Below are 20,179 nucleotides of genomic sequence, written 5' to 3'. Positions count from 1 at the left end.
CTCTCTAATTTAAAACAACAAAAAAAATAAAAACCTTATAAATAAATCACTCACAACTAGATAAGCGACTCTAGATAAATTTAGCGATATTCTTTAAAACGTCATCAACAAGCAGCTTACTAAACACGACTTTTTAATAGTAATTAAGCTGACTTTTAAACATAAAAAAGGTTTCATTATGAATAACGCAATTAAAAAAGTATTACCCATAATTTTATTAGCAACAGTATTTAGTACAGCCTCTGCAGTCGCTACAGAAAGTAAAAACAACACGCTACTAACCAATTCAGATCAATGTGCAGCCGGTGAAATAGTCATCAATAGCAATCAAATAATTTATGCTACCAACACTGACTCACTCATCAAGCATGAAGTAAACACTGAAACATTATTTACTAGTATAGAGAACCAAATTGCAACCGACTTTGAATCGTCCATCAACAAGATGAACTCAAAAATTGATAGTAACCTTTCAAAAATAACGTCGTCACTAACAACTTATATAAGCACTATTTTAACCAATCAATAATAAATAAAATTACATTAAGGAAGTGTTATGAATACATTTACTAAAAAAGTTCTTTCAGCAACCGTATTATTGAGCGGCTGCTTATTAGCAACGACTGTACAAGCACAAAGTTCAGTGTGGCAAGTGAGTAAAGGAAATGACTCATTATTTATTGGCGGCACAGTACACATTTTACCTAAGTCAGAGATGCCTCTACCAGTGGAGTTTAACCACGCCTATAAGCAAGCAGATACGATTGTATTAGAAGCACCAATACCTGATCCTAGCGATGCACAAGCACAAATGAAAATGTTGAGCGCACTATCTTATGAAAATAATGAAACATTGAGCCAAAAGCTAACTCCAGAGGTAAAGCTCGCATTAGAAAAAAAGCTGGCTGAGTTTGGTGCAAACCTAACTAAATTAGATAACTTTCGTCCTGCAATGGTTAGTATTGTGCTGATGTCGATGGAGCTGCAAAAACAAAATTTAATGGGTGAAGGCGTTGACGCTTACTTTACTAAAAAAGCGACCTCAGATAATAAAGAACAACAATACTTAGAGACTATGGCGTTTCAGTTAGAGTTATTTAAGACTATGGGTGAAGGTAGCGAAAATGACTTTATCAAAAATAATTTAGCTGGGTTTGATAATTACGGTGTGATGTTTAAAAAATTACTCTCAGCTTGGCGTAAAGGTGATACGCAATCGCTCTACACAGTAGCACTTGAACCGATGCAAAAAAATGATCCTGCAACTTATAAACAATTAATGACTGATAGAAACAATAACTGGTTAGTTAAAGTGGAACAAATGTTTAACAACGATAAAAGTGAATTCGTACTTGTGGGAGCAGGCCACCTCGCCGGAGAAGATAGCTTACTGACATTACTTGAAAATAAAGGCTACCAAGTATCTTTAGTTGATATTAACAATACAACTTTCAAAACAATCGCTAAGGCCGAGTAATGGATAAAACAGACAAGCAAGCATTGTTACTTTTGTCTATATTTAGCTTTTTAATGTTAATCAGCGTAATATAAAAAATGCCGCTAAATTAGCGGCATTTTTGTATCTGCAAAAAACAGGCTTATGGGCGTGGAATAAACCCAACCGCATCATAAACTGCTTTTAATGTTTTCTCAGCACGGGCACTGGCTTTCTCTGCACCCATTTTCATAATGTCATTTAATAACGTTTGGTCTTCACGTATTTCTTTAAAACGAGCCTGAATTGGCTCTATCATGCTGACAACAGCTGCTGCGGTGTCTTTTTTCAAGTGACCATACATTTTATCTTCGTATTCAGGGACTAGCTCGTCAATTGAACGCTTAGTCGCAACACTTAATAAGGTAAGTAAGTTAGAAACACCTGGCTTTTCACTACGATCAAAATAAATGCGTGCTTGTTCGTCTGAGTCGGTAACCGCTTTTTTAAGCTTTTTCTCAATCTTTTTCGGCTCGTCTAACATCATAATAAAACCATTTGGGTTTTCATCAGATTTAGACATTTTCTTCAGCGGATCTTGCAAGCTCATAACTCGCGCACCAAACTCAGGAATATAAGGTTCTGGCAGCGTAAAAATGTCGCCATATACATTATTAAAACGATTCGCAATATCACGAGTTAACTCTAGGTGCTGCTTTTGATCTTCGCCAACTGGTACTTTATCAGCTTGGTATAATAAAATGTCAGCTGCTTGCAAAGCTGGATAAGCAAATAAACCCACATTAATATTATTTGCATGCGTTGCCGACTTATCTTTAAACTGGGTCATGCGATTAAGCTCACCCATTTGCGCATAACAGTTTAATACCCAACCAAGTTGTGCATGTTCTGGCACTTGAGATTGAACAAATAATGCCGCTTTTTCTGGGTTAATGCCACACGCCGTATATAAAGCAACACCATCTAAAACGCGAGCACGTAATAACTCAGGGTCTTGGCGTACAGTAATTGCATGTAAGTCGGCAAGCATAAAGTAGCTATCATATTCTTCCTGTAGCTTAACCCACTGGTTAATAGCGCCAACATAGTTGCCTATTGTCATACCACCGGTTGGCTGCATGCCACTTAATACTACTGGTTTACTCATGATTTTCCTTTATTTTTACTTAATTTGAAATGCTTAACGCTGCGTTAGTGTCGGTATTATAGCTAAGAAGTTATCGCATAGGTACTGTGGATTATAATCCCCTAGCAGCTCTCCTTGATGATAGCCGTATGTGAGGGCTATCACATCAATATTAGCGGCTTGTGCTGCTAGTATGTCACTCTTTGAATCACCAATCATAATGGCTTTATTTGGCAAAACATTCAATGTATTGCAAGCAAATAGGAGTGGCTCAGGTGACGGTTTTTTTGCCATGTCGTCACCGCAAACAATTACTTCAAAATGACTGCGAATAGCCAGTTTATCTAAAAGTAGTTCAGTAAAGCGGCGTGCCTTATTGGTAATAAGTGCTTTGGGCATACCACTAAGGGCTGCGAGTCCAGTTTCAACATGCTGATATAATACGCTGTATTCACCAACCTGCTCACTATAATGTTGATAAAAAAGCTTAATAGCTCGTTCACTTAATGCTTCATCAAGGTGTTCACTAATTTGCATATCACCGCATAGAGCTCGCTTTACTAACACCTCTATGCCATTACCTACCCAGCTTTCAACTAATCGCTGACTAACTATGGGAAACGCTAAATCACTTAGCGTAAGATTTAAGGCCATATATAAGTCATACACGCTATCAACTAGCGTGCCGTCTAAGTCAAATAGTGCAGCATCATATTTCATTATTTAATACTTTCTAATTGTTGGCGCATTTCATCAATTACGCTTTTATAGTTAGGCTGATTAAAAATAGCAGAGCCTGCAACAAACATGTCAGCCCCCGCTTCAGCCGCTGCAGCTATGTTATCTACTTTAATACCGCCATCAACTTCTAAACGAATATCACGCCCTGAATCAATAATGCGTTGCTTTGCCTCTCGCAGTTTTTCCAGTGTTTGTGGAATAAAACTTTGTCCACCAAACCCAGGATTTACTGACATTAATAAGATCACATCTACTTTATCCATCACGTGATCGAGGTAACTTAAACTTGTTGCAGGGTTGAACACTAAGCCAGCCTGACAGCCTTGATCTTTTATCAATTGCAAAGTACGGTCAATATGCTCACTGGCTTCTGGATGAAAGGTAATAATTGATGCACCCGCCTCGGCAAATTGTGGAATTAAGCTATCTACCGGTTTTACCATTAAATGAACATCAATAGGGGCTTTAATCCCATAATCGCGAAGTGCTTTACACACCATTGGGCCTATTGTTAAGTTAGGGACATAATGGTTATCCATTACATCAAAATGGACAACATCAGCTCCGGCAGCTAACACTTTGTCGACATCTTCACCAAGGCGTGCAAAATCTGCAGATAATATTGAGGGCGCTATTAAGTATTTTTGTTCACAGTTGAGCATCGCTAATCCATTAATGAATAATTTATGGCGTTAATGTAACTTAATTAACGATGTTACCCAAGTAACACCTTTAAAAATAGCGCTAAGTTAGCAACACCAATGACAAACTGTCTTTAACTATAATAACAGTTAAGCTGCGTGAGCTAAGAAGGATAAAACATGCTTATAAAAAATTCTGCGGTATGATTAGCTGTGAATATAACTAAAAATAAAGTGTATTATTTAAGCGATTTTTGTTATGCTTCGCGAAGAACTAAATTATTAGGTTTATATTATGCGTGCTTTTAAAATTGGATTATTAATCACGTCGGTAAGTGTCATTATTGGAGCAGCGTCGCTTTCTTCAAATACGGAGCAAGAATTAAGCTCTGCCAACACTTGTTTTCATAAAGAGCAAACTAACGCTACCAATCATAGCGTAAATCGCTGTATTCAAATTGAAGAAGATTCCTCATGGGCTTCTTGGTTAACCGGCGATAGCCGCAGTGCACAGTTCCATTATCTAGACTTCCTAGAGTTATTAACAGGTGCTGATGACAATCACAAACCCTCTTCAATCAAACCATTATTTTAATTAATGCAGCACTTTTTAAGCGCGTTACAAAGTGTGCTAGCTGCATTTTTTGGTGTGCAATCCGAAGATAAACGTCAAACAGACTTTAAACACCACTCCCCTATTACATTAATAGCTATTGCCGTGGTACTTTTTGTATTATTTGTGTTGGCTATTTACGCAACCGTGACTTCGGTGCTAAGTACATAGCCATTAGCTCATCGACTTTATTTCGTGAACCGCCTTTTGGGCTAATCGTGCGTTTAACCTGAATTTTATCCAAAGAAGCTTGGCTGTAAATTTTGCGTGTCCATACCGTATCGTGATTTGAAATAAGGACCGGCGTATTATTCTCAAATGCCGCTTGCTCAGCTAAGTTCGCTAAATTAGCCTGGTCATCCAAATTAAACCCGCCTTTTGCATACGAAGTAAAGGATGCCGTTTTACTTAATGGCACATAAGGTGGATCGCAATAGATCACTGCATTATTAGGCACCAGTTTGAATACATCATCATACCCTAGGCAAGTAAATGTAGCCTGTTGCGCTTTGCTAGCAAAAAAGTACATTTCTTTTTCAGGAAAATAAGGCTTTTTATATTTACCAAAAGGCACATTAAAAATGCCCTTTAAGTTATAGCGGCATAATCCGTTATAACCATGGCGGTTCATATATAAAAATAAGATGGCTCGCTCATATACATCGCTGCTTTGATTAAACTGCACGCGATAATCATAATACGCATCTGAGTGGTTGTTTAAATCAACAAAAAGCTTTTTGGCATCACTAATAAACTCATCAGGCGAACGCTTGAGCTCTTTATATAAATTGATTAAATCAGCATTAATATCGTTAAGTACATAGTGTTTAAAATTGCTATTTAAAAACACTGAGCCCGCACCAACAAAAGGTTCAACCAAAGTATCTGCATGCTTACTTGCTTGATTTAGTCGCGCGTTAATATCTTCAACGAGGCTATATTTTCCGCCAGCCCACTTAAGGAAGGCTCTACTCTTTTGCTGCATTGGCTCTTTACTTCAATTCGGTGTTGCGCGATTTTACACTAAAGTTACTGAGTTTACTGATCAACTCGTGCAATTTCTTGTTTTATTTTACTAATTTTTTTATAGAAAGGTTTATTTTTTCTAACCCCTACAGGAAGCCCTTGCAGTGCTTGCTTTGCCTCATTTAAGTTAGCAAAACTACCTGTAGTTACTACCCACCATATTTTACCATTTCGTTTAGTTTGGTATGTATTAGTAATACTTTTTAGCTTATGTTTAGCAATAAACTCATTACCTACCTGCTGCTGAGTTACGGCTAAGAGCTGAATAACAAAATTATTCTCAGGTTGTTGTAAGTACCAATTACTGGGTATTTTTACTATTTGGTTTTGCGGCTTTGTTTGTGCAGGTTTAGTAATCGGTTTTAATTCCGGCTTTTCCTGCTCAACAACAATCGTTGATTCCGTTAAGCTCTCGACAATCGCTGGAACATTATTATTGGTGGTGTCTTGAGTGGGCTTTTGAATGACAGCCGCTGACGGCTCACTACTTACAGGTGGTATAAGTTGCTGTGGTTTATTTTCAATAGCTTGCTCAGTTGTAATGGCGGTTGATAGCACTTGCTCATCAATTTGACGATTAGCATTTTCCCACCACTGGGTCATATCGGCTTTGTACACAAGACCAATAATCAACAGCATAATTATCAATAATAATGTGAGCAACTGTAAGCGCCAAGACACTTTATCTTTAACGACAATATCAGCAACCTGCTCGCTTGGCTGCCAGGCTAACAACAGACTCGGGTTACCTTGAGCTTCAACTAAAAAGGTTTGAAAGACAGGATCTTCATCATAAGGTAAGCTCGTAAAATACCATCCCATAAGCTGCTTACTTTCAACTGTATTTAATGGCTCTAAATGTATATTTACTGCATCTTTAAAGGGTAGTTTAGACTGCGATGCAATCATAATATAAAGTACATTAGGTGCATTTTTTGATAGTAGCTCAAGCTCCGCGATTAGCTCTTCAGATAAGTGTCTGCCGCCATCAATAACCCACAAACACGCCCCACATCGTTGCTGTTGCGCTAATTGATAATAGTTTTGCGATAAGCTTAGGTTGTGATCAATTAAAGGGGCATTAAAACTTTGCTCTAATAACTGAGTCATTAACTGCACATCAGTCATCTGTGCGCTTACTTGCACAAATGCTTTATTAAAATCGTTATATTTATCAGTAATGAAGGTTTCAAGCAAATAGCTTTTACCTAGACCAGAAGTACCCAATAAAACAATTAGGTTTTGACCATATTCAAATTGTAATGCGATTCTATCCACCAAAGCCGCACGGCTTGGTAAAATTTGTGACTGCATTTATTGCTCGATCAACGCTCTAACTTGATCATCAGATACATCATCAACTAATGCACACTGACCAAATTTGGTGGGTAAAATAAATCGGATAGTCCCTTTTTTATTCTTTTTATCTTTGCGCATATGCAGTAAAAATTGCTCACTAGTCATATCGCTAGGGATTTCGATTGGTAAATTATACGCTGCTATTAATGTGGTAATACGCTCTACATCTTGCTGTGTTAAGTCGTTACGAGTATGAGCAAGCTTGGCAGCAAGCACCATACCTGTTGCCACAGCTTCACCATGTAACCACACGCCGTAGCCCATTTGCGCTTCTATAGCATGGGCAAACGTGTGCCCTAAATTTAACAGCGCACGCAGGCCTTGCTCTTTCTCATCTTGTGCAACGATAAGCGCTTTAATTTCACAGCATCTAAAAATAATATGCTGTAAACAGGCTTCATCTAACTGTTGTAATTGAGCGATATTTCGCTCTAAAAAAGCAAACAACTCAGTGTCGTAAATTAGGCCATATTTAATAACTTCAGCCATGCCTGCAGCAAACTCTCGGGTAGGTAAAGTATGTAGAGAACGCGTATCTATAAACACAGCCTGGGGTTGATAAAAAGCCCCTATCATATTTTTACCTAACGGGTGATTTACTGCTGTTTTGCCACCAACTGAAGAATCGACTTGAGATAATAACGTGGTAGGAATTTGGATAAAAGGCACACCGCGCTGATAACAGGCAGCAACAAAACCAGTTAAGTCACCAACTACGCCACCACCTAATGCAATTAAGCAGGTGTCACGACCGCAATTATTTTCAAGTAAGAATGCTGATATTTTTTCAAACCAGGTAAGCGATTTATATTGCTCGCCATCTGGAATAATAAAATGAAGTGGGTTTAGCTGTGCTAATGAGTCAAGCAACTGCTGAAGATAGAGCGGTGCAATAGTGTCATTAGTAATGATGATAGGCCGACAATCACCAATATGATGGATTAGACGGCCTGTATCTTGAAGTGCAGATTGACCAATATAAATAGGATAACTTCGCTCGTCTAAATTAACAGTTAATTCAAGCATGCTGGGTTAGTCCTTTTTAATACTGGCTTTTAAAAATCCAATTTCTCGATTATTTGGTTAGCAACAACTTTCGCGCTCTGCTCATCAGTGCGTACAACAAAATCAGCTACTTCTTTATATAATGGTTCACGCTCTTCTGCTAAGCGCTCAAGTACATCACGAGGTGCTTCTTCTGTTTGCAGTAATGGGCGACGCTTGTCGCGTTGCGTACGTGCAACTTGCTTTTCAATCGGTGTCTCTAGGTATACAACAATACCGCGAGCCGAAAGCTTGTTTCGAACTTCTTTACTCATTACTGAGCCACCACCAGTAGCAAGAACAATACCTTGCATCTCGGTTAAGTCACCAATAACAGATTCTTCACGAAGTCTAAAGCCTTCTTCACCTTCAAGATCGAATACCCAGGCAATATCTGCGCCCGTGCGACGTTCGATTTCTTGATCAGAATCAACAAATTCAAGGTGTAATTGGTCAGCGATGTGACGACCAATCGTGCTTTTGCCAGCCCCCATGGGGCCAACTAGAAATATATTACGTTTCTCAGCCATATCTTTTAGTACAAACGAACTCTAAAATTTGAAATAAAACCCCGCCTAACGACCTGGCCCCAAAATTAAGAAAGGGATTATCTCAGTAATCGGTCGGGTATTTCAAGTCAATTAGGATAAAAAGCCATATAACGAGCAATTAAACTAAATAATTACCCATTGGTTAACAAAAAAGCACCTTATTATAGGCAAGTTTATCTTCTAGGGTTAAAATTTATGCAATTAAAGGTTACTACGTGTTACTTAGTAAGTGCTTTTGTATAGTAATTTCAAAAAAACTCAGTCACAAACAACATAAACGTAGTCTTAAAATGCATCCGCAGTACAGTACACAATATAAAATTATATACTGCCTAATTGTACATTTACAGGGAGTGTTCACACCAACATAACTAAATACCAATTCCATCTAGTTTGTCGTTCAGCCTAGATAGTTTGAGTAACCAAAGCCCTGAAGAGTCAATCTGTCTCAAGCAGCACTCAGGTTAGGTAATTAGTCTATTTGAATTTTAGGTGTGACAAAAATCAGCAGTTCGCGCTTTTCATTAAACTCGCTTGTGCTTTTAAATAGTCTTCCTACGTAAGGAAGGTCGCCCAATAAAGGTACTTTTTTGGTCGAATTAATAATTTGCTGTTGGAAAATACCACCCAACACTACCGTTTGTCCATTCTCAACGAGAACTTGAGTCTCAATTTGTTGCGTATCAATAGCAACAGCAGGACCAGTTCCTGTTTGAACAGTATCACCACGGGTATCTTGAGTAATTATTAAGTTTAAAATAACTTTGTTGTCTGGTGTGATGTGAGGTGTTACCTCTAGGCTCAACACTGCCTTTTTAAAGCTTACAGTTGTTGCGCCACTTGAAGCAGATTCAACATATGGGATCTCAGTACCTTGCTCAATACGCGCTTTTTGCTGGTTAGCAGCGGTGATACGCGGACTAGCAATGATTTCACCCTTATTTTCTTCTTCGAGCGCAGTTAATTCTAAATCAATTAACGTTCCATTAGCTAGTTTAGCTATATGCATACCAATACTTGCCGATGGATTTGCGACAGGTAAATTAACGTTGAGTCGATCTGAAAGGCTAGGAATATTTCCATTAGAAATCGTTTCAGCGCCTTCTAATGTACCAGAAACACCATCAGAGCCTTGTTGATCACTGAAGCCCCAACGAACGCCTAAGTCTTCGGTTACATTATCACGAACGGTTACCATACGCGCTTCAATAACCACTTGTTTGACCGGTATATCTAAGGTTTCGACCATGCGGCGAACACTTTCAATGCTTTTTGCTGTGTCTTTCATTAATAGCGTATTAGTACGTTGATCAACAGACACACTGCCTCTCGCTGTAATAATACTATTGGTATCTGTTTTTAATAAGTCGGCAAAATCTTCTGCTTTGGCGTAATTTAAACGGATGTATTCACTATATAGTGGCTCTAAATCTTCAACTTGTTGCTTCGCTTTTAACTCTTTTGCTTCACGGGCAGCAAGCTCTTCAGATGGCGCCACCATTAATATAGAACCATCCATACGTTTGTCTAAGCCTTTTATTCTTAGCACGACGTCTAACGCCTGATCCCAAGGGACCCCATCTAAGCGAAGGGTAATATTGCCAGTTACTGAGTCACTTGTTACCAAGTTAAAATCATTGTAGCCCGCAATAATCTGTAACACAGCGCGAACAGAGATATCCTGAAAATTAAGCGTCATAGGGCGGCCTAAGTATTCTTTGCCTCCATCTAAAAATCCATTTTGAGTCTCGTCTTTCTCAACCGTTAAGGTAAAAATATTTTCGATTTGCTGATACGTGTAAGCAAAAGCTTTATTAGGTTCAATTACAATGCGTGTCAGATTATCTTCCTTAAACGTTTCTATACTGCTCACTACAGTACCAAAGTCGAGTACGTCTAATTCATATAATAAGTCATCTAAAATATCGGTATGATGAAACTCTGCAATGATTTTCCCGCCACTTTCATGAACCTCAATAGCAGCCTGTGTATCTTGCAGGTAAACAAGTACTTTTGCTTCACCTTTTTCACCGCGGCGAAAATCAATTGCTTGAATGCCATTAATATAATTAGAGGTATAAGCAGGTGCATCTTCACTTGTTGTTACTATTTGCTCTGTTAGAGGATTATCAGATATTCTTATTGAAACTAAATTGTTGTTTACCTCAGTTTCATATATTTTTAATCGCTCCAAATTAATGGTTACCTTTAAACCTGCGCTAGTCATCATGCTGCTGATGTTACTAATTCCTGCTTGGTTAATAGCAATATTTGCCAACCCTTCATCTAGTTCAACAGCATTAAATAATAGCTCTATACGTGCCGGACTATTAAAAACTTGTACCTCAGGTTGTTGCTGTAACTCTTCATCAAATACTAGCTGTAACTCGGTTTCACCTTTAAGTAATGGATTATATCGAACATCATAGAGTAAAGGGGCTGCACTGACTGTTTTCGTAATTAGTAATAAAAATACAAATAGCAACGTCGTTAAAATACGGTGATGCGAACACTCAGCTTTGTGCATATAGGGAATACCATTTTTCTTATTAATTTGCGCCATCAGTTGCCGCCTCTAACATTTCTAATTTGGTCAAACGTTCTTTCCAACAACCTGACCCATCAGGGATTAATTCTACTAATTCAATATAGTCACTGTTAACACTGCTTACTTTTCCATCATAGGTACCTAAATAGCTCCCTATGGATACTCGGTGTAAGGTGTTATCAGCAGCTGTAATGAGCGCCCATGTCTTGCCGTTCGATCCTATTGTGCCCTTCATTGATAAATTATCTAATGGGTACTTCTCCAGAGGTTGACGAACACGTTCTGGGTCTGGGTGAAGACAGTTTTTAACTTGTGTTAGCTTATTTTGTATAATTTCTGGTTCTGGTGCTACAAAAGGGCTACGTATATCTTTGGCGTTATATTCAAAGTGCTCAAATTTAACTAACTCAGGTATTTTTTCTACACGTGCAGTAGTGTTTGCCTTAACCTGATCAATAAATTCTTTTTGCTCAGATGTATCTTCATTACAGCCACTGAGCAACAATATTGCGACAGTTAAAAAGGGAAGTTGCTTCATCATCTTACTCCCTCTTCATAACGATAAGTTTTTGCTACTACACTAAATGTTAGCTGCTTTTCGCCAGATGATAAAATAGAAAAGTCGTGTAAACTTACTATTCTTGGCAATTGAGCCACTTTTCCTACAAATTCACCAAACTCATGATAAGTGCCTACCACTTCAATTTTAATGGGTAGTTCGGTATAGAACTCTTTTTCAACTTCTGGTAGCCAACCAATTTTTAAAAATGTTAAGCCGCTGGTTGTCCCCACATAGGAAAGGTCATCTAATAATCCTGGCGTCTCATTTGAGGTAGGTAGACGTTTTAATAGCTGAGAAAACTTATCTTCCATCTCAACCATTTGTTCACGATAGATATCGAGCTTACTGGCAACTGCATATTTAGTTCGATAAGTTGTGCGTAATTCTATCTCTTTGGCAACCGCGTTATGGTAGCTTTCTATCTCATCTGACACTAATAAGCTGTAGCTAAAAAACAATACGAGACAAGCAACAAAAGAGCAGCATATTGCTTTTACAATAACTGGCCACTCGCCTATATTATCAAGCTCTATTTCATTCCAATCTATTTCTGAAAACGACTTAAAATCAAGGTTCATTACGTACCTCACCTATTCTGCCAAATGGTTTTACGTAGAACTCCATATTAAAATCGCTGAGTAAACGAGAAGACTGCTCACCTGCAACAATACCTTGCATTGTCGGGCGCTCTAATAAATAAGAACTTTGTACCTGTCGAAGCATAGTGGATAAACGATTATTAGACTCACTTTTACCTAATACATGAATTTGACTACCTTTACGCTCAAGCTTGGTTAAGTAAACCCCGGCAGGCACTATTTTTGCCACTTCATCCATTATTTGCGTGCCTAAATTTCGGCTGCTTTGTAGTTCTTCAATTAAACGCATACGTTGTTGTAGGTTTTCTTTTTTTTTGTCTAAATCACGTATATCGCGAATTTTTTGATCAAGCATTGTAATTTCTGAGCTGAGGTAGTTATTTTTTAGCATTTGTCCTTCTTTTAGACCGCTATAAAATGTACTCAGCGCATACATAGTTACAAAGCAAACTATAACCACGGCCATCAGCAATGTAATAAATTTCTTTTTAGATTGCTCACGCTGTAATTCACGCCAAGGTAGTAAATTTATATGTGGCATGATGAAAAACTCCTCAACGCCAGGCCGGTCGCAATTGCAAACTGAGTGCGGTGGCGCTGTATTATATTACGATCTACTCTAGGTGATATTTCCATTTTATCAAATGGTTCAACAACAACCGTATGTATCCCTAATTCTTCAATTAATAACCTATCAATACCTTTAATCATGGCAGAACCGCCAGTCAGTACGATATAGTCCAACTGCTCTTTACCCGTTGTAGTTAAAAACATTTGTACAGCACGACGAACTTGCTGCAATAGCGAGGTTTGAAAAGGCGCTAACACTTCAAATGTATAATTAGGAGGTAAATCACCCGTTGTTTTACCAATTTCAGCCTCATCAAAGCCTTTATTGTAGTAAGCAACAATACTATTTGTGTATTGGTCACCACCAAATACTTGGTCGCGGGTATAAATTGTTTCACCAGATTGCACTACACTGACCAAGGTAAGCACTGCACCTATATCAACTACTGCAACGGTCTTATCAAACGCATCAGATGGGAGCTGTTGATAGTAAACATCCATAGCCCGACTTAATGCATAACTTTCAACATCCACTACTTTGGCTGTTAAATTTGCAGCACTAAGTGCGCCTACTCTCGCTTCCACACTTTCCGTTCTCGCTGCAGAAAGTAGAACATTAATTTTGCTCGGATCGGCACTGTTAGTAGAGAGTTTTTCAAAATCTAAACTGACTTCATCTAATGGATAAGGAATCAAGCTATCGGCTTCAATCTCAATCTGTGACTCTAATTCAGCGTCGCTTAAGGAAACATCCATGAAAATGACTTTGGTAATCACTGTTTGCCCTGAGACAGCAACAGCAGCAGACTTTAATGACTTTGGTAGTTTTCGTTTTAACTTGGTTATCACATTGCCAATTGCTTCAATATCTTGAATGTTACGCTCGCTCATAGCGCCTTTTGGCATAGGTTCAATTGCAAGTGCCTCTAGTCGAAGCCCAGTTTCTGTTTCACTTAAAAGCACGGCCTTGATAGAGTGCGATCCTATATCAATACCCACCATCATAGGCAATGGTTTTTTTATCAATTGACTTAGCATGTTTGAAACTTTGCCTTTGTTTTAATAATAAACAAGTTATAATTTATATCTTAAAAAATATTATTCAATTTTTAATCAATATATACTAGCAGTCTCAACCTGTAATTGGGAGTCCGTTTAGGGAATTATCAGTGATTTTATTAAAAAGAACTTTACAATTTTTGATCATTTGTGCATTACTTGCACTAATTACATTGCTTAGCCTTTATTACTACGTTAAATCCGATATTCCAAGCGTACAGGTTTTAAAAAACGTTCAATTACAAACGCCTATGCAAGTATTCACCAAAGATGGGCTCTTAATCAACCAATTTGGTGAAAAAAGACGTATCCCTGTAACTATAGACCAAATTCCTGAGCCTTTATTACAAGCTTTTTTAGCAACAGAAGATAACCGTTTTTATGACCATATCGGTATCGATCCAATTGGTATTGTACGCTCAGCACTGGTTCTTATTTCTACCGGTGAAAAAAAGCAAGGTGCTAGTACAATCACGATGCAGTTGGCTCGTAACTTCTTTTTAACGCGAGAAAAAGCCTACATTCGTAAGGTAAAAGAAATATTTATTGCCATCCATATCGAAAATTTACTTTCAAAAGATGAAATCTTTGAACTTTATCTGAATAAAATAGAGCTAGGAAACCGAGCCTTTGGTATTGGTGCAGCTGCTCAGGTTTATTATGGTAAAGAGCTAAAAGAGCTCACTCTTGCACAAATGGCAATGATTGCCGGTTTACCCAAAGCACCTTCAGCACTTAACCCTATTCGTAATCCAAAGCGAGCCAAGGCCAGAAGAAATGTAGTGTTAGGGCGAATGCTAGATGAAAAATATATTTCTAGAGCGCAGTATAACGAAGCTACGAGCCAGCCAATTACCGCCTATTTCCATGGGGCTGAAATTGACTTATATGCGCCATATATTTCAGAAATGGTACGTGCTGAAATGGTATCGCGCTACGGTATAGATAAAGCCTATAACTCTGGATTTAAAGTGTATACTTCTGTTGAGTCAAATATTCAACAGGCGGCACAAACGGCTTTGGTTAACAATTTACATGCCTATGATATGCGCCATGGATTTAGAGGTCCTGAAGCCATTTTATGGGATCCACAAACAGAGCCCACACCTTCTGATTCTAAGTTATTAAACATTTTAAAAGAGGCCAATGAACTAGGCCCTCTAAAAGCCGCTGCAGTTTTAAATGTATCCGACAAAAGCGCGGAAGTAATACTTAAAAGCGGCGAACGCACAACATTGACTTGGGATAATCTAAAGTGGGCACGTAAGTTTATCACCCGTTATCGCCAAAGCTTTGCTCCTGAAGCAGCAAGCGATATATTAACGCCTGGCATGCAAATATGGCTGCGTAAAAATGATGACAACAGCTATATTTTGAGTCAAATCCCTGAAGCTGCAAGCGCCATTGTGTCTTTAGACCCACAAGACGGGCGTATAAAAGCCATTGTAGGCGGTTACAGCTTTGAACAAAGCCAATATAACCGTGCAGTGCAAGCTAAACGCCAAGTTGGCTCTAATATTAAGCCATTTATATACTCTGCTGCACTTGAAAAAGGCTACACCTTAGCGTCAATTTTAAATGATGCTCCTATAAATCAATGGGATAAAAGCCAAGGTGTCGCATGGCGACCTAAAAATAGCCCTGCCATTTATAATGGCCCTATTCGCATTCGCCGTGCTTTAGCACAATCAAAAAATGTGATTTCGGTACGTTTATTACGTGGTGTTGGCTTGCAACGTACAGCCGATCATTTACTTAAATTTGGCTTTGCAAATGAAGATATAAATCGCAGTGAATCACTGGCTTTAGGTAGCGCATCTATCACTCCAATAGAGTTAGCTCGTGGCATGAGTACTTTTGCCAATGGCGGCCACTTAATCGAACCTTACTTTATTTCAGAAATTCAAGATGCCATGGGCAACACCTTATTTAAAACTAACCCGACTGTAATTTGTGATGATGAAGCGACAACGCCTAGCTCGCTAATGCTAAGTGAGCAAGTAGCACCAAATTGCGCGCCGCAGATTATATCTAAACAAAATGCATTTTTAATTGCCAGTGCTATGAACAGCGCAATTTGGGGGGGTGGTAGCTGGTCTCATAAAACAGGTTGGAGTGGCACAGGATGGCGTGCACAAGCGCTAAAACGTCGCGATCTGTCAGGTAAAACAGGCACCACGAATGACTCTGTAGATACTTGGTTTAGCGGCTTTAATCGCGATGTGATGACCTCTGTTTGGGTTGGCTTTGATAACCCTGGTAATACGTTGGGACGCTCAACCTATAACAATAACTTAGGAAGTGGGCAAATATCAGGCGCAGAATCAGGTGCTAAAACAGCTCAGCCTGCATGGGTGGATTTTATGAGAGTCGCACTGGATGGTAAACCTGCGGCACCTATCGAACCGCCTGAAGGGTTGGTTTCTATTCGTATTGACTTAGAAACGGGGCTATTAAGTCATAAAAACGATTACACCAGCCGTTTTGAATACTTTGAAAAAGGCACCGCTCCCACCAAGTATGTGTTATCACAACCAAATGATATATTTGAAGAAAACACTAAAACTGAAGAAGAGCTATTTTAAATATAGCGAACATCAAAAAGGCCGCTAATTTGCGGCCTTTTTGATGGTCTAACTAATATTTTGTACCAACCAGTATAAGTCAGAGTGCACGCCCGCTGCGGTCACTTCTTTACCCGCACCGGGGCCTTGTATCACTAATGCGTTTTGGTTATACCACTGAGTATTAATCACAAAAATATTATCGCCAGGTGTTAAATTAGCAACCGCTTCGCTTTTTGGTACATAGGCAATTCCTACCTTAGCGTTTAGCTTGCTGTTTTTAAACTCTAGCAATCCGGTATAACACAGTGCAGCATTTTGTTGCAAAGCCGCTTCGAAGTGCTGCTTGATAAACGTATCTAAACTAGCCTTGTTATCAACAAAGTCATTCCAACTGCCCGCACTTAGCTCATCGGGCATCAATGCCGATAAAGAAATGTCACCAAGTTCCAATTCAATACCTAATTCACGCGCCAAAATAAGCAACTTGCGTTGCATATCTCGGCCAGATAAATCTTCTCGCGGATCAGGTTCGGTGAACCCCAAAGCTTGTGCTTCAAGCACTAAATCTGAAAATGCCTTGCTGCCATCATACATACTACATAACCATGACAGCGTGCCAGAAAACACGCCTTCTATACGCGTTATTTTATCGCCACTGTTTTGCAAATCGGCCAGTGCAAAGTTAATCGGTAATCCGGCTCCCACACTGGCATTATAACGCCAATGTAAGCCGCGCTGTGCCAAATCTTCACGTAATGCTTGATACCAGCTCAGCGGAGCTGTGCCTGCGTATTTATTCGCACTAATTAAGTGACAATTTAATTCCACAAATTTGCTATAAAGCTGGCTAAAATATTCACTGGCGGTAATATCAATCACTACCTTATGTTCATATTCAAGCGTATCAATGTATGACAACAAATCAGCTTGCTGACAGGGGCTTGCATGGTTTTCCCATTGCTGTTGCCAGCTCTCACAATCTAACCCATTGGCATTAACCAGCATCTGCTCTGAGCGCAGTAATGCTACTAACTTAACGTTAAAACCTGATGATAAACGGGCTAGTTGTGCTGGTAGTTGGCGCATAAATTCGGTACCCACATTACCAAGCCCTGCAATAATTAAAGCTATTTCTTGCGCTTTATTGATCAATTTATCATGCAGTAAGCTCAGCACATCACTCTCAAGTACCTGATCGGTTAATAATAACGTATAACCGTCACCAAAATGAGTAAACCTAGGATGGATTGATTGCGCTTGAAGTACAGCGGCACTTTGCTCACCGAGCATCGCTATATCTTGCTCTGATGCAATAATTGCAACCCCATTTAAGTTAGACTCACTAATGTTGGCGCGGCCAGCAAAATAATTAACCACCTGATATGTCGCCGACGCAGGGACTACCAAGTAAATTTCGCCCGCATGTTCAAAGTGATGCAAACTATGCTGAATAAGCTGACTAACATGCGCTACCTCGCCTTCACTCAAGTCATCAACAGTGAGTAAATCCACATTGTTAATCGTGGTTAAAAAGCGCTTTTGTTTACTCATTCCTAGTTTAACTATTTCGGTATGGCTGCCTTGAAGATCGTAACTACTGCGAACAATTAACTCTATATCGGTCCCTTTTAATGGCGATAATGTTTTAGCATGTAGTACGGGGTTACCTAGTCTAGCCAATAAATTAGCTTGTTCGCGGCACACCCGCGCATACTTAATCGCATTAGCGACCTTACGCGGATCAGTACTAAAAACACCTTGAGTGTCAGTCCAAATAGACACTTTTTTAGCATTGCAATATCGTGCTAATAAAGTAGCACTGTAATCACTACCATTTCGCCCTAAGGTCACGGTTTCATGTTGTAAATTAGCCGCAATAAACCCTGTAACGACATTAATTTTGCTTGTATCTATGGCTTTTAAGCACTGCTGCTGATTATTAGCATGCTGTAGCTGCCCTGCGTCTAATATGAATAACTGCCTAGCGTCCAGAGCGCAAGCACTAACGTTAAGTTGCCCTAAGTAAGCGCTTAATAGCCTTGCAGACCATAATTCGCCATGAGCTAATAGCCACGCTTCAGTTAATATGTTTTGCTTAGCCTGCTGAGTAATAATGCTTAGCTCAGTGGCAAGTATATTGAGTGCTTCATGCTTAGCATTGGCTATAAGCAATTGTTCAATTAGCGAAGATTGATGATTACTTATTAATAAAATAATGTCAGCAATCGCTTGGGCATCTTGCTGTTCAAAGCTTTGCCACAATTTAACCAAGGTATCGGTGGTTTTACCGGCAGCAGATACCACCACACAATCCCCGGCTTGAGCATGAGTTAAAATAATATTTGCGACACTTTTAAAGCGATCCGCTGAGCTTAAACTCGAACCACCAAATTTATGAACCTGATTTACCATGTTAATACCAACTCGACTTCATGTTTTATATTTTCAAAATTGGTAGGCACTACCATAACGCCGGATGCGCCGCGTTTAGTTTCGCTGAGCCAAATGACTCACTGGCACCATTTTTTGCAGCTAAAGCATTATCTGCTTGCCCGGGGCGAACCAAATTAAATACCCTGTCTAAATCAGCAAGTAAGTCTTTTGCATCTTCAATACCCACCGAAATACGAATAAGCGTATCACCCACCCCAGCTTCTGCACGGGCAGTCGCCTCCATGCCTGCATGGGTCATGGTTGCGGGGTGACAAATCAAACTTTCAACTCCGCCTAATGATTCCGCCAAACTAAATTCATTTAAGCGCGTTAAAAACGCTGCAGCATCGTTTATATCGCCTTTGATATCAAAACTAACCATTGCACCAAAGCCAAACTGCTGCGCCTTAGCAAGCGCATGTTGTGGATGAGATTCAAGACCTGGATAGTAAACCTGAGCAACAAACGGGGAGTTTTCTAGATACTGTGCAATAGCGAGTGCATTTTCTTGGTGCTGCCTCAAACGCACGTTTAACGTGCGCAAACCTCTGAGAGTTAAATAGCTATCAAATGGCGCTCCAGTAATGCCAATATTATTTGCCCACCATGCCAGTTCTTCACCAAGCTCAGCGGTTGCTGCAATAACCGCCCCCCCAACAACATCTGAATGACCATTGATATATTTAGTAGTTGAGTGAACCACAATATCAGCACCAAATTTAATCGGATTTTGCAAAGCCGGCGATAAAAATGTGTTATCGGCAGCAACCAGAGCACCGCACTGCTTAGCAATATCGGTAACTGCTTTAATATCAGTTAATCGTAAAATTGGATTACTCGGTGTTTCAATCCAGATCAGCTTAGGTTTAATAGCAAGAATTTGCGATAAGCTTTCGCTTTTAGTGAAATCGACCACTTCTAGCTTTAACAAGCCGCGTTTTTCCAGTGAAGTAAATAAACGATAACTGCCCCCATAACAATCGTGAGGGATCACTAATGTATCGTCACTATTTAATAATTGGGTTGTTAAGTGAACAGCCGCCATGCCCGTTGCGGTAATTATACCTTTAGCCCCGCCTTCAAGTTCAGTGAGCGCCTCAGCCAAAATGTCACGGTTAGGATTACCACTGCGGCCATAATCATATTGGCGCTTGGTATCAAAGTCAGCAAATGAGTAAGTGGTTGATAAATAAAGCGGTGGAACAACCGCACCATGCTGTTTATCGGCTTCTATTCCAGTACGAACAGCAATTGTTGCCTTATTTTTTTCACTCATTTTCGTCA

General features: G+C 39.4%; 19 protein-coding genes. 5 read left to right on the top strand and 14 right to left on the bottom strand.

Features of this window, described 5'->3' with window-relative positions; translation table 11 throughout:
- Positions 1 to 178 precede the first annotated feature (178 nt).
- Positions 179 to 529, top strand: coding sequence for a hypothetical protein (locus ACNSN2_RS00955; RefSeq protein WP_138594441.1), 351 nt, complete (start codon positions 179 to 181; stop codon positions 527 to 529).
- Positions 530 to 556: 27 nt separating this feature from the next.
- Positions 557 to 1,477 carry a TraB/GumN family protein gene (locus ACNSN2_RS00950; protein ID WP_054202538.1) on the top strand — a complete coding sequence of 307 codons (921 nt, stop codon included), beginning with the start codon at positions 557 to 559 and terminating at the stop codon, positions 1,475 to 1,477.
- 121 nt (positions 1,478 to 1,598) lie between these two features.
- Here the strand turns inward: ACNSN2_RS00950 and trpS are convergent, their stop codons facing one another.
- The 3 genes from trpS to rpe are packed head-to-tail and all read right to left on the bottom strand — an operon-like array spanning position 1,599 to position 3,985.
- Positions 1,599 to 2,603: a tryptophan--tRNA ligase gene (gene trpS, locus ACNSN2_RS00945; protein ID WP_054202539.1), complete on the bottom strand. Its 1,005-nt coding sequence runs from the start codon at positions 2,601 to 2,603 to the stop codon at positions 1,599 to 1,601.
- 33 nt (positions 2,604 to 2,636) lie between these two features.
- Positions 2,637 to 3,302 carry an HAD-IA family hydrolase gene (locus ACNSN2_RS00940; RefSeq protein WP_138594443.1) on the bottom strand — a complete coding sequence of 222 codons (666 nt, stop codon included), beginning with the start codon at positions 3,300 to 3,302 and terminating at the stop codon, positions 2,637 to 2,639.
- Positions 3,302 to 3,985, bottom strand: coding sequence for a ribulose-phosphate 3-epimerase (gene rpe / locus ACNSN2_RS00935; RefSeq protein WP_010390446.1), 684 nt, complete (start codon positions 3,983 to 3,985; stop codon positions 3,302 to 3,304). The genes ACNSN2_RS00940 and rpe overlap by 1 nt, the downstream gene beginning before the upstream one ends.
- 274 nt (positions 3,986 to 4,259) lie before the next feature.
- Between rpe and ACNSN2_RS00930 the strand changes: the two genes are divergently transcribed.
- Both ACNSN2_RS00930 and ACNSN2_RS00925 read left to right on the top strand, forming a co-directional pair.
- Positions 4,260 to 4,559: a hypothetical protein gene (locus ACNSN2_RS00930; protein WP_418608187.1), complete on the top strand. Its 300-nt coding sequence runs from the start codon at positions 4,260 to 4,262 to the stop codon at positions 4,557 to 4,559.
- A gap of 3 nt (positions 4,560 to 4,562) precedes the next feature.
- Positions 4,563 to 4,748, top strand: a complete 186-nt coding sequence (locus ACNSN2_RS00925; protein ID WP_041709648.1) for a DUF2970 domain-containing protein — start codon at positions 4,563 to 4,565, stop codon at positions 4,746 to 4,748.
- Here ACNSN2_RS00925 and ACNSN2_RS00920 read toward each other — a convergent pair.
- The 9 genes from ACNSN2_RS00920 to ACNSN2_RS00880 all read right to left on the bottom strand — a co-directional run bounded on the left by ACNSN2_RS00920 (position 4,711) and on the right by ACNSN2_RS00880 (position 13,874).
- On the bottom strand, positions 4,711 to 5,562 hold the full coding sequence (locus ACNSN2_RS00920; protein ID WP_010390441.1) for a Dam family site-specific DNA-(adenine-N6)-methyltransferase: 852 nt from the start codon (positions 5,560 to 5,562) through the stop codon (positions 4,711 to 4,713). The two genes, ACNSN2_RS00925 and ACNSN2_RS00920, sit on opposite strands and share 38 nt — an antisense overlap.
- Positions 5,563 to 5,615: 53 nt before the next feature.
- The gene (locus ACNSN2_RS00915; RefSeq protein WP_418608184.1) at positions 5,616 to 6,917 is read right to left on the bottom strand and encodes an AAA family ATPase; all 1,302 of its coding nucleotides are present in this window, start codon (positions 6,915 to 6,917) and stop codon (positions 5,616 to 5,618) included.
- Positions 6,918 to 7,988 (bottom strand): 3-dehydroquinate synthase, encoded by a 1,071-nt coding sequence (gene aroB, locus ACNSN2_RS00910; RefSeq protein WP_075170537.1) that lies wholly within the window; start codon positions 7,986 to 7,988, stop codon positions 6,918 to 6,920. It abuts the gene before it with no gap.
- Between the two features lie 29 nt (positions 7,989 to 8,017).
- Positions 8,018 to 8,536, bottom strand: a complete 519-nt coding sequence (aroK, locus tag ACNSN2_RS00905; RefSeq protein WP_008466255.1) for a shikimate kinase AroK — start codon at positions 8,534 to 8,536, stop codon at positions 8,018 to 8,020.
- A 493-nt stretch (positions 8,537 to 9,029) separates the two neighbouring features.
- Positions 9,030 to 11,120 carry a type IV pilus secretin PilQ gene (locus tag ACNSN2_RS00900; protein ID WP_054202544.1) on the bottom strand — a complete coding sequence of 697 codons (2,091 nt, stop codon included), beginning with the start codon at positions 11,118 to 11,120 and terminating at the stop codon, positions 9,030 to 9,032.
- Complete coding sequence (locus ACNSN2_RS00895) at positions 11,107 to 11,643, bottom strand: pilus assembly protein PilP (protein WP_418609024.1); 537 nt, start codon at positions 11,641 to 11,643, stop codon at positions 11,107 to 11,109. Before ACNSN2_RS00895 ends, ACNSN2_RS00900 begins: the two co-directional genes overlap by 14 nt.
- The gene (locus ACNSN2_RS00890) at positions 11,643 to 12,245 is read right to left on the bottom strand and encodes a type 4a pilus biogenesis protein PilO (protein ID WP_010390431.1); all 603 of its coding nucleotides are present in this window, start codon (positions 12,243 to 12,245) and stop codon (positions 11,643 to 11,645) included. Before ACNSN2_RS00890 ends, ACNSN2_RS00895 begins: the two co-directional genes overlap by 1 nt.
- On the bottom strand, positions 12,235 to 12,807 hold the full coding sequence (locus ACNSN2_RS00885) for a PilN domain-containing protein (protein ID WP_010390430.1): 573 nt from the start codon (positions 12,805 to 12,807) through the stop codon (positions 12,235 to 12,237). Before ACNSN2_RS00885 ends, ACNSN2_RS00890 begins: the two co-directional genes overlap by 11 nt.
- On the bottom strand, positions 12,795 to 13,874 hold the full coding sequence (locus ACNSN2_RS00880; protein WP_418608181.1) for a pilus assembly protein PilM: 1,080 nt from the start codon (positions 13,872 to 13,874) through the stop codon (positions 12,795 to 12,797). Before ACNSN2_RS00880 ends, ACNSN2_RS00885 begins: the two co-directional genes overlap by 13 nt.
- Before the next feature lie 131 nt (positions 13,875 to 14,005).
- Here ACNSN2_RS00880 and ACNSN2_RS00875 point away from each other — a divergent pair, with 131 nt between their 5' ends.
- On the top strand, positions 14,006 to 16,480 hold the full coding sequence (locus ACNSN2_RS00875; RefSeq protein WP_193049505.1) for a penicillin-binding protein 1A: 2,475 nt from the start codon (positions 14,006 to 14,008) through the stop codon (positions 16,478 to 16,480).
- A gap of 48 nt (positions 16,481 to 16,528) precedes the next feature.
- Here ACNSN2_RS00875 and metL read toward each other — a convergent pair whose 3' ends face one another.
- Positions 16,529 to 18,874 carry a bifunctional aspartate kinase/homoserine dehydrogenase II gene (gene metL, locus ACNSN2_RS00870; RefSeq protein WP_418608179.1) on the bottom strand — a complete coding sequence of 782 codons (2,346 nt, stop codon included), beginning with the start codon at positions 18,872 to 18,874 and terminating at the stop codon, positions 16,529 to 16,531.
- 49 nt (positions 18,875 to 18,923) lie between these two features.
- Positions 18,924 to 20,171, bottom strand: a complete 1,248-nt coding sequence (metB, locus tag ACNSN2_RS00865; protein ID WP_054202547.1) for a cystathionine gamma-synthase — start codon at positions 20,169 to 20,171, stop codon at positions 18,924 to 18,926.
- Between the last annotated feature and the right edge of the window lie 8 nt (positions 20,172 to 20,179).

The organism is Pseudoalteromonas sp. US3C1013 (assembly GCF_048401115.1).
Classification (GTDB): Bacteria; Pseudomonadota; Gammaproteobacteria; order Enterobacterales; family Alteromonadaceae; genus Pseudoalteromonas; species Pseudoalteromonas undina.
Note: the sequence above shows the minus strand (reverse complement) of the source record. Positions and strands in the feature narration are given on the sequence as shown.

Excerpts from the sequence above, each read along its gene's own strand:
- ACNSN2_RS00930 (WP_418608187.1), top strand. The coding sequence starts at position 4,260 with ATGCGTGCTTTTAAAATTGGATTATTAATCACGTCGGTAAGTGTCATT.
- rpe (WP_010390446.1), bottom strand. The coding sequence starts at position 3,985 with ATGCTCAACTGTGAACAAAAATACTTAATAGCGCCCTCAATATTATCT.
- ACNSN2_RS00880 (WP_418608181.1), bottom strand. The coding sequence starts at position 13,874 with ATGCTAAGTCAATTGATAAAAAAACCATTGCCTATGATGGTGGGTATT.
- ACNSN2_RS00895 (WP_418609024.1), bottom strand. The coding sequence starts at position 11,643 with ATGAAGCAACTTCCCTTTTTAACTGTCGCAATATTGTTGCTCAGTGGC.
- ACNSN2_RS00900 (WP_054202544.1), bottom strand. The coding sequence starts at position 11,120 with ATGGCGCAAATTAATAAGAAAAATGGTATTCCCTATATGCACAAAGCT.
- metL (WP_418608179.1), bottom strand. The coding sequence starts at position 18,874 with ATGGTAAATCAGGTTCATAAATTTGGTGGTTCGAGTTTAAGCTCAGCG.
- trpS (WP_054202539.1), bottom strand. The coding sequence starts at position 2,603 with ATGAGTAAACCAGTAGTATTAAGTGGCATGCAGCCAACCGGTGGTATG.
- ACNSN2_RS00890 (WP_010390431.1), bottom strand. The coding sequence starts at position 12,245 with ATGAACCTTGATTTTAAGTCGTTTTCAGAAATAGATTGGAATGAAATA.
- ACNSN2_RS00925 (WP_041709648.1), top strand. The coding sequence starts at position 4,563 with ATGCAGCACTTTTTAAGCGCGTTACAAAGTGTGCTAGCTGCATTTTTT.
- ACNSN2_RS00915 (WP_418608184.1), bottom strand. The coding sequence starts at position 6,917 with ATGCAGTCACAAATTTTACCAAGCCGTGCGGCTTTGGTGGATAGAATC.
- ACNSN2_RS00950 (WP_054202538.1), top strand. The coding sequence starts at position 557 with ATGAATACATTTACTAAAAAAGTTCTTTCAGCAACCGTATTATTGAGC.
- metB (WP_054202547.1), bottom strand. The coding sequence starts at position 20,171 with ATGAGTGAAAAAAATAAGGCAACAATTGCTGTTCGTACTGGAATAGAA.
- aroB (WP_075170537.1), bottom strand. The coding sequence starts at position 7,988 with ATGCTTGAATTAACTGTTAATTTAGACGAGCGAAGTTATCCTATTTAT.
- ACNSN2_RS00940 (WP_138594443.1), bottom strand. The coding sequence starts at position 3,302 with ATGAAATATGATGCTGCACTATTTGACTTAGACGGCACGCTAGTTGAT.
- aroK (WP_008466255.1), bottom strand. The coding sequence starts at position 8,536 with ATGGCTGAGAAACGTAATATATTTCTAGTTGGCCCCATGGGGGCTGGC.
- ACNSN2_RS00885 (WP_010390430.1), bottom strand. The coding sequence starts at position 12,807 with ATGCCACATATAAATTTACTACCTTGGCGTGAATTACAGCGTGAGCAA.
- ACNSN2_RS00955 (WP_138594441.1), top strand. The coding sequence starts at position 179 with ATGAATAACGCAATTAAAAAAGTATTACCCATAATTTTATTAGCAACA.
- ACNSN2_RS00920 (WP_010390441.1), bottom strand. The coding sequence starts at position 5,562 with ATGCAGCAAAAGAGTAGAGCCTTCCTTAAGTGGGCTGGCGGAAAATAT.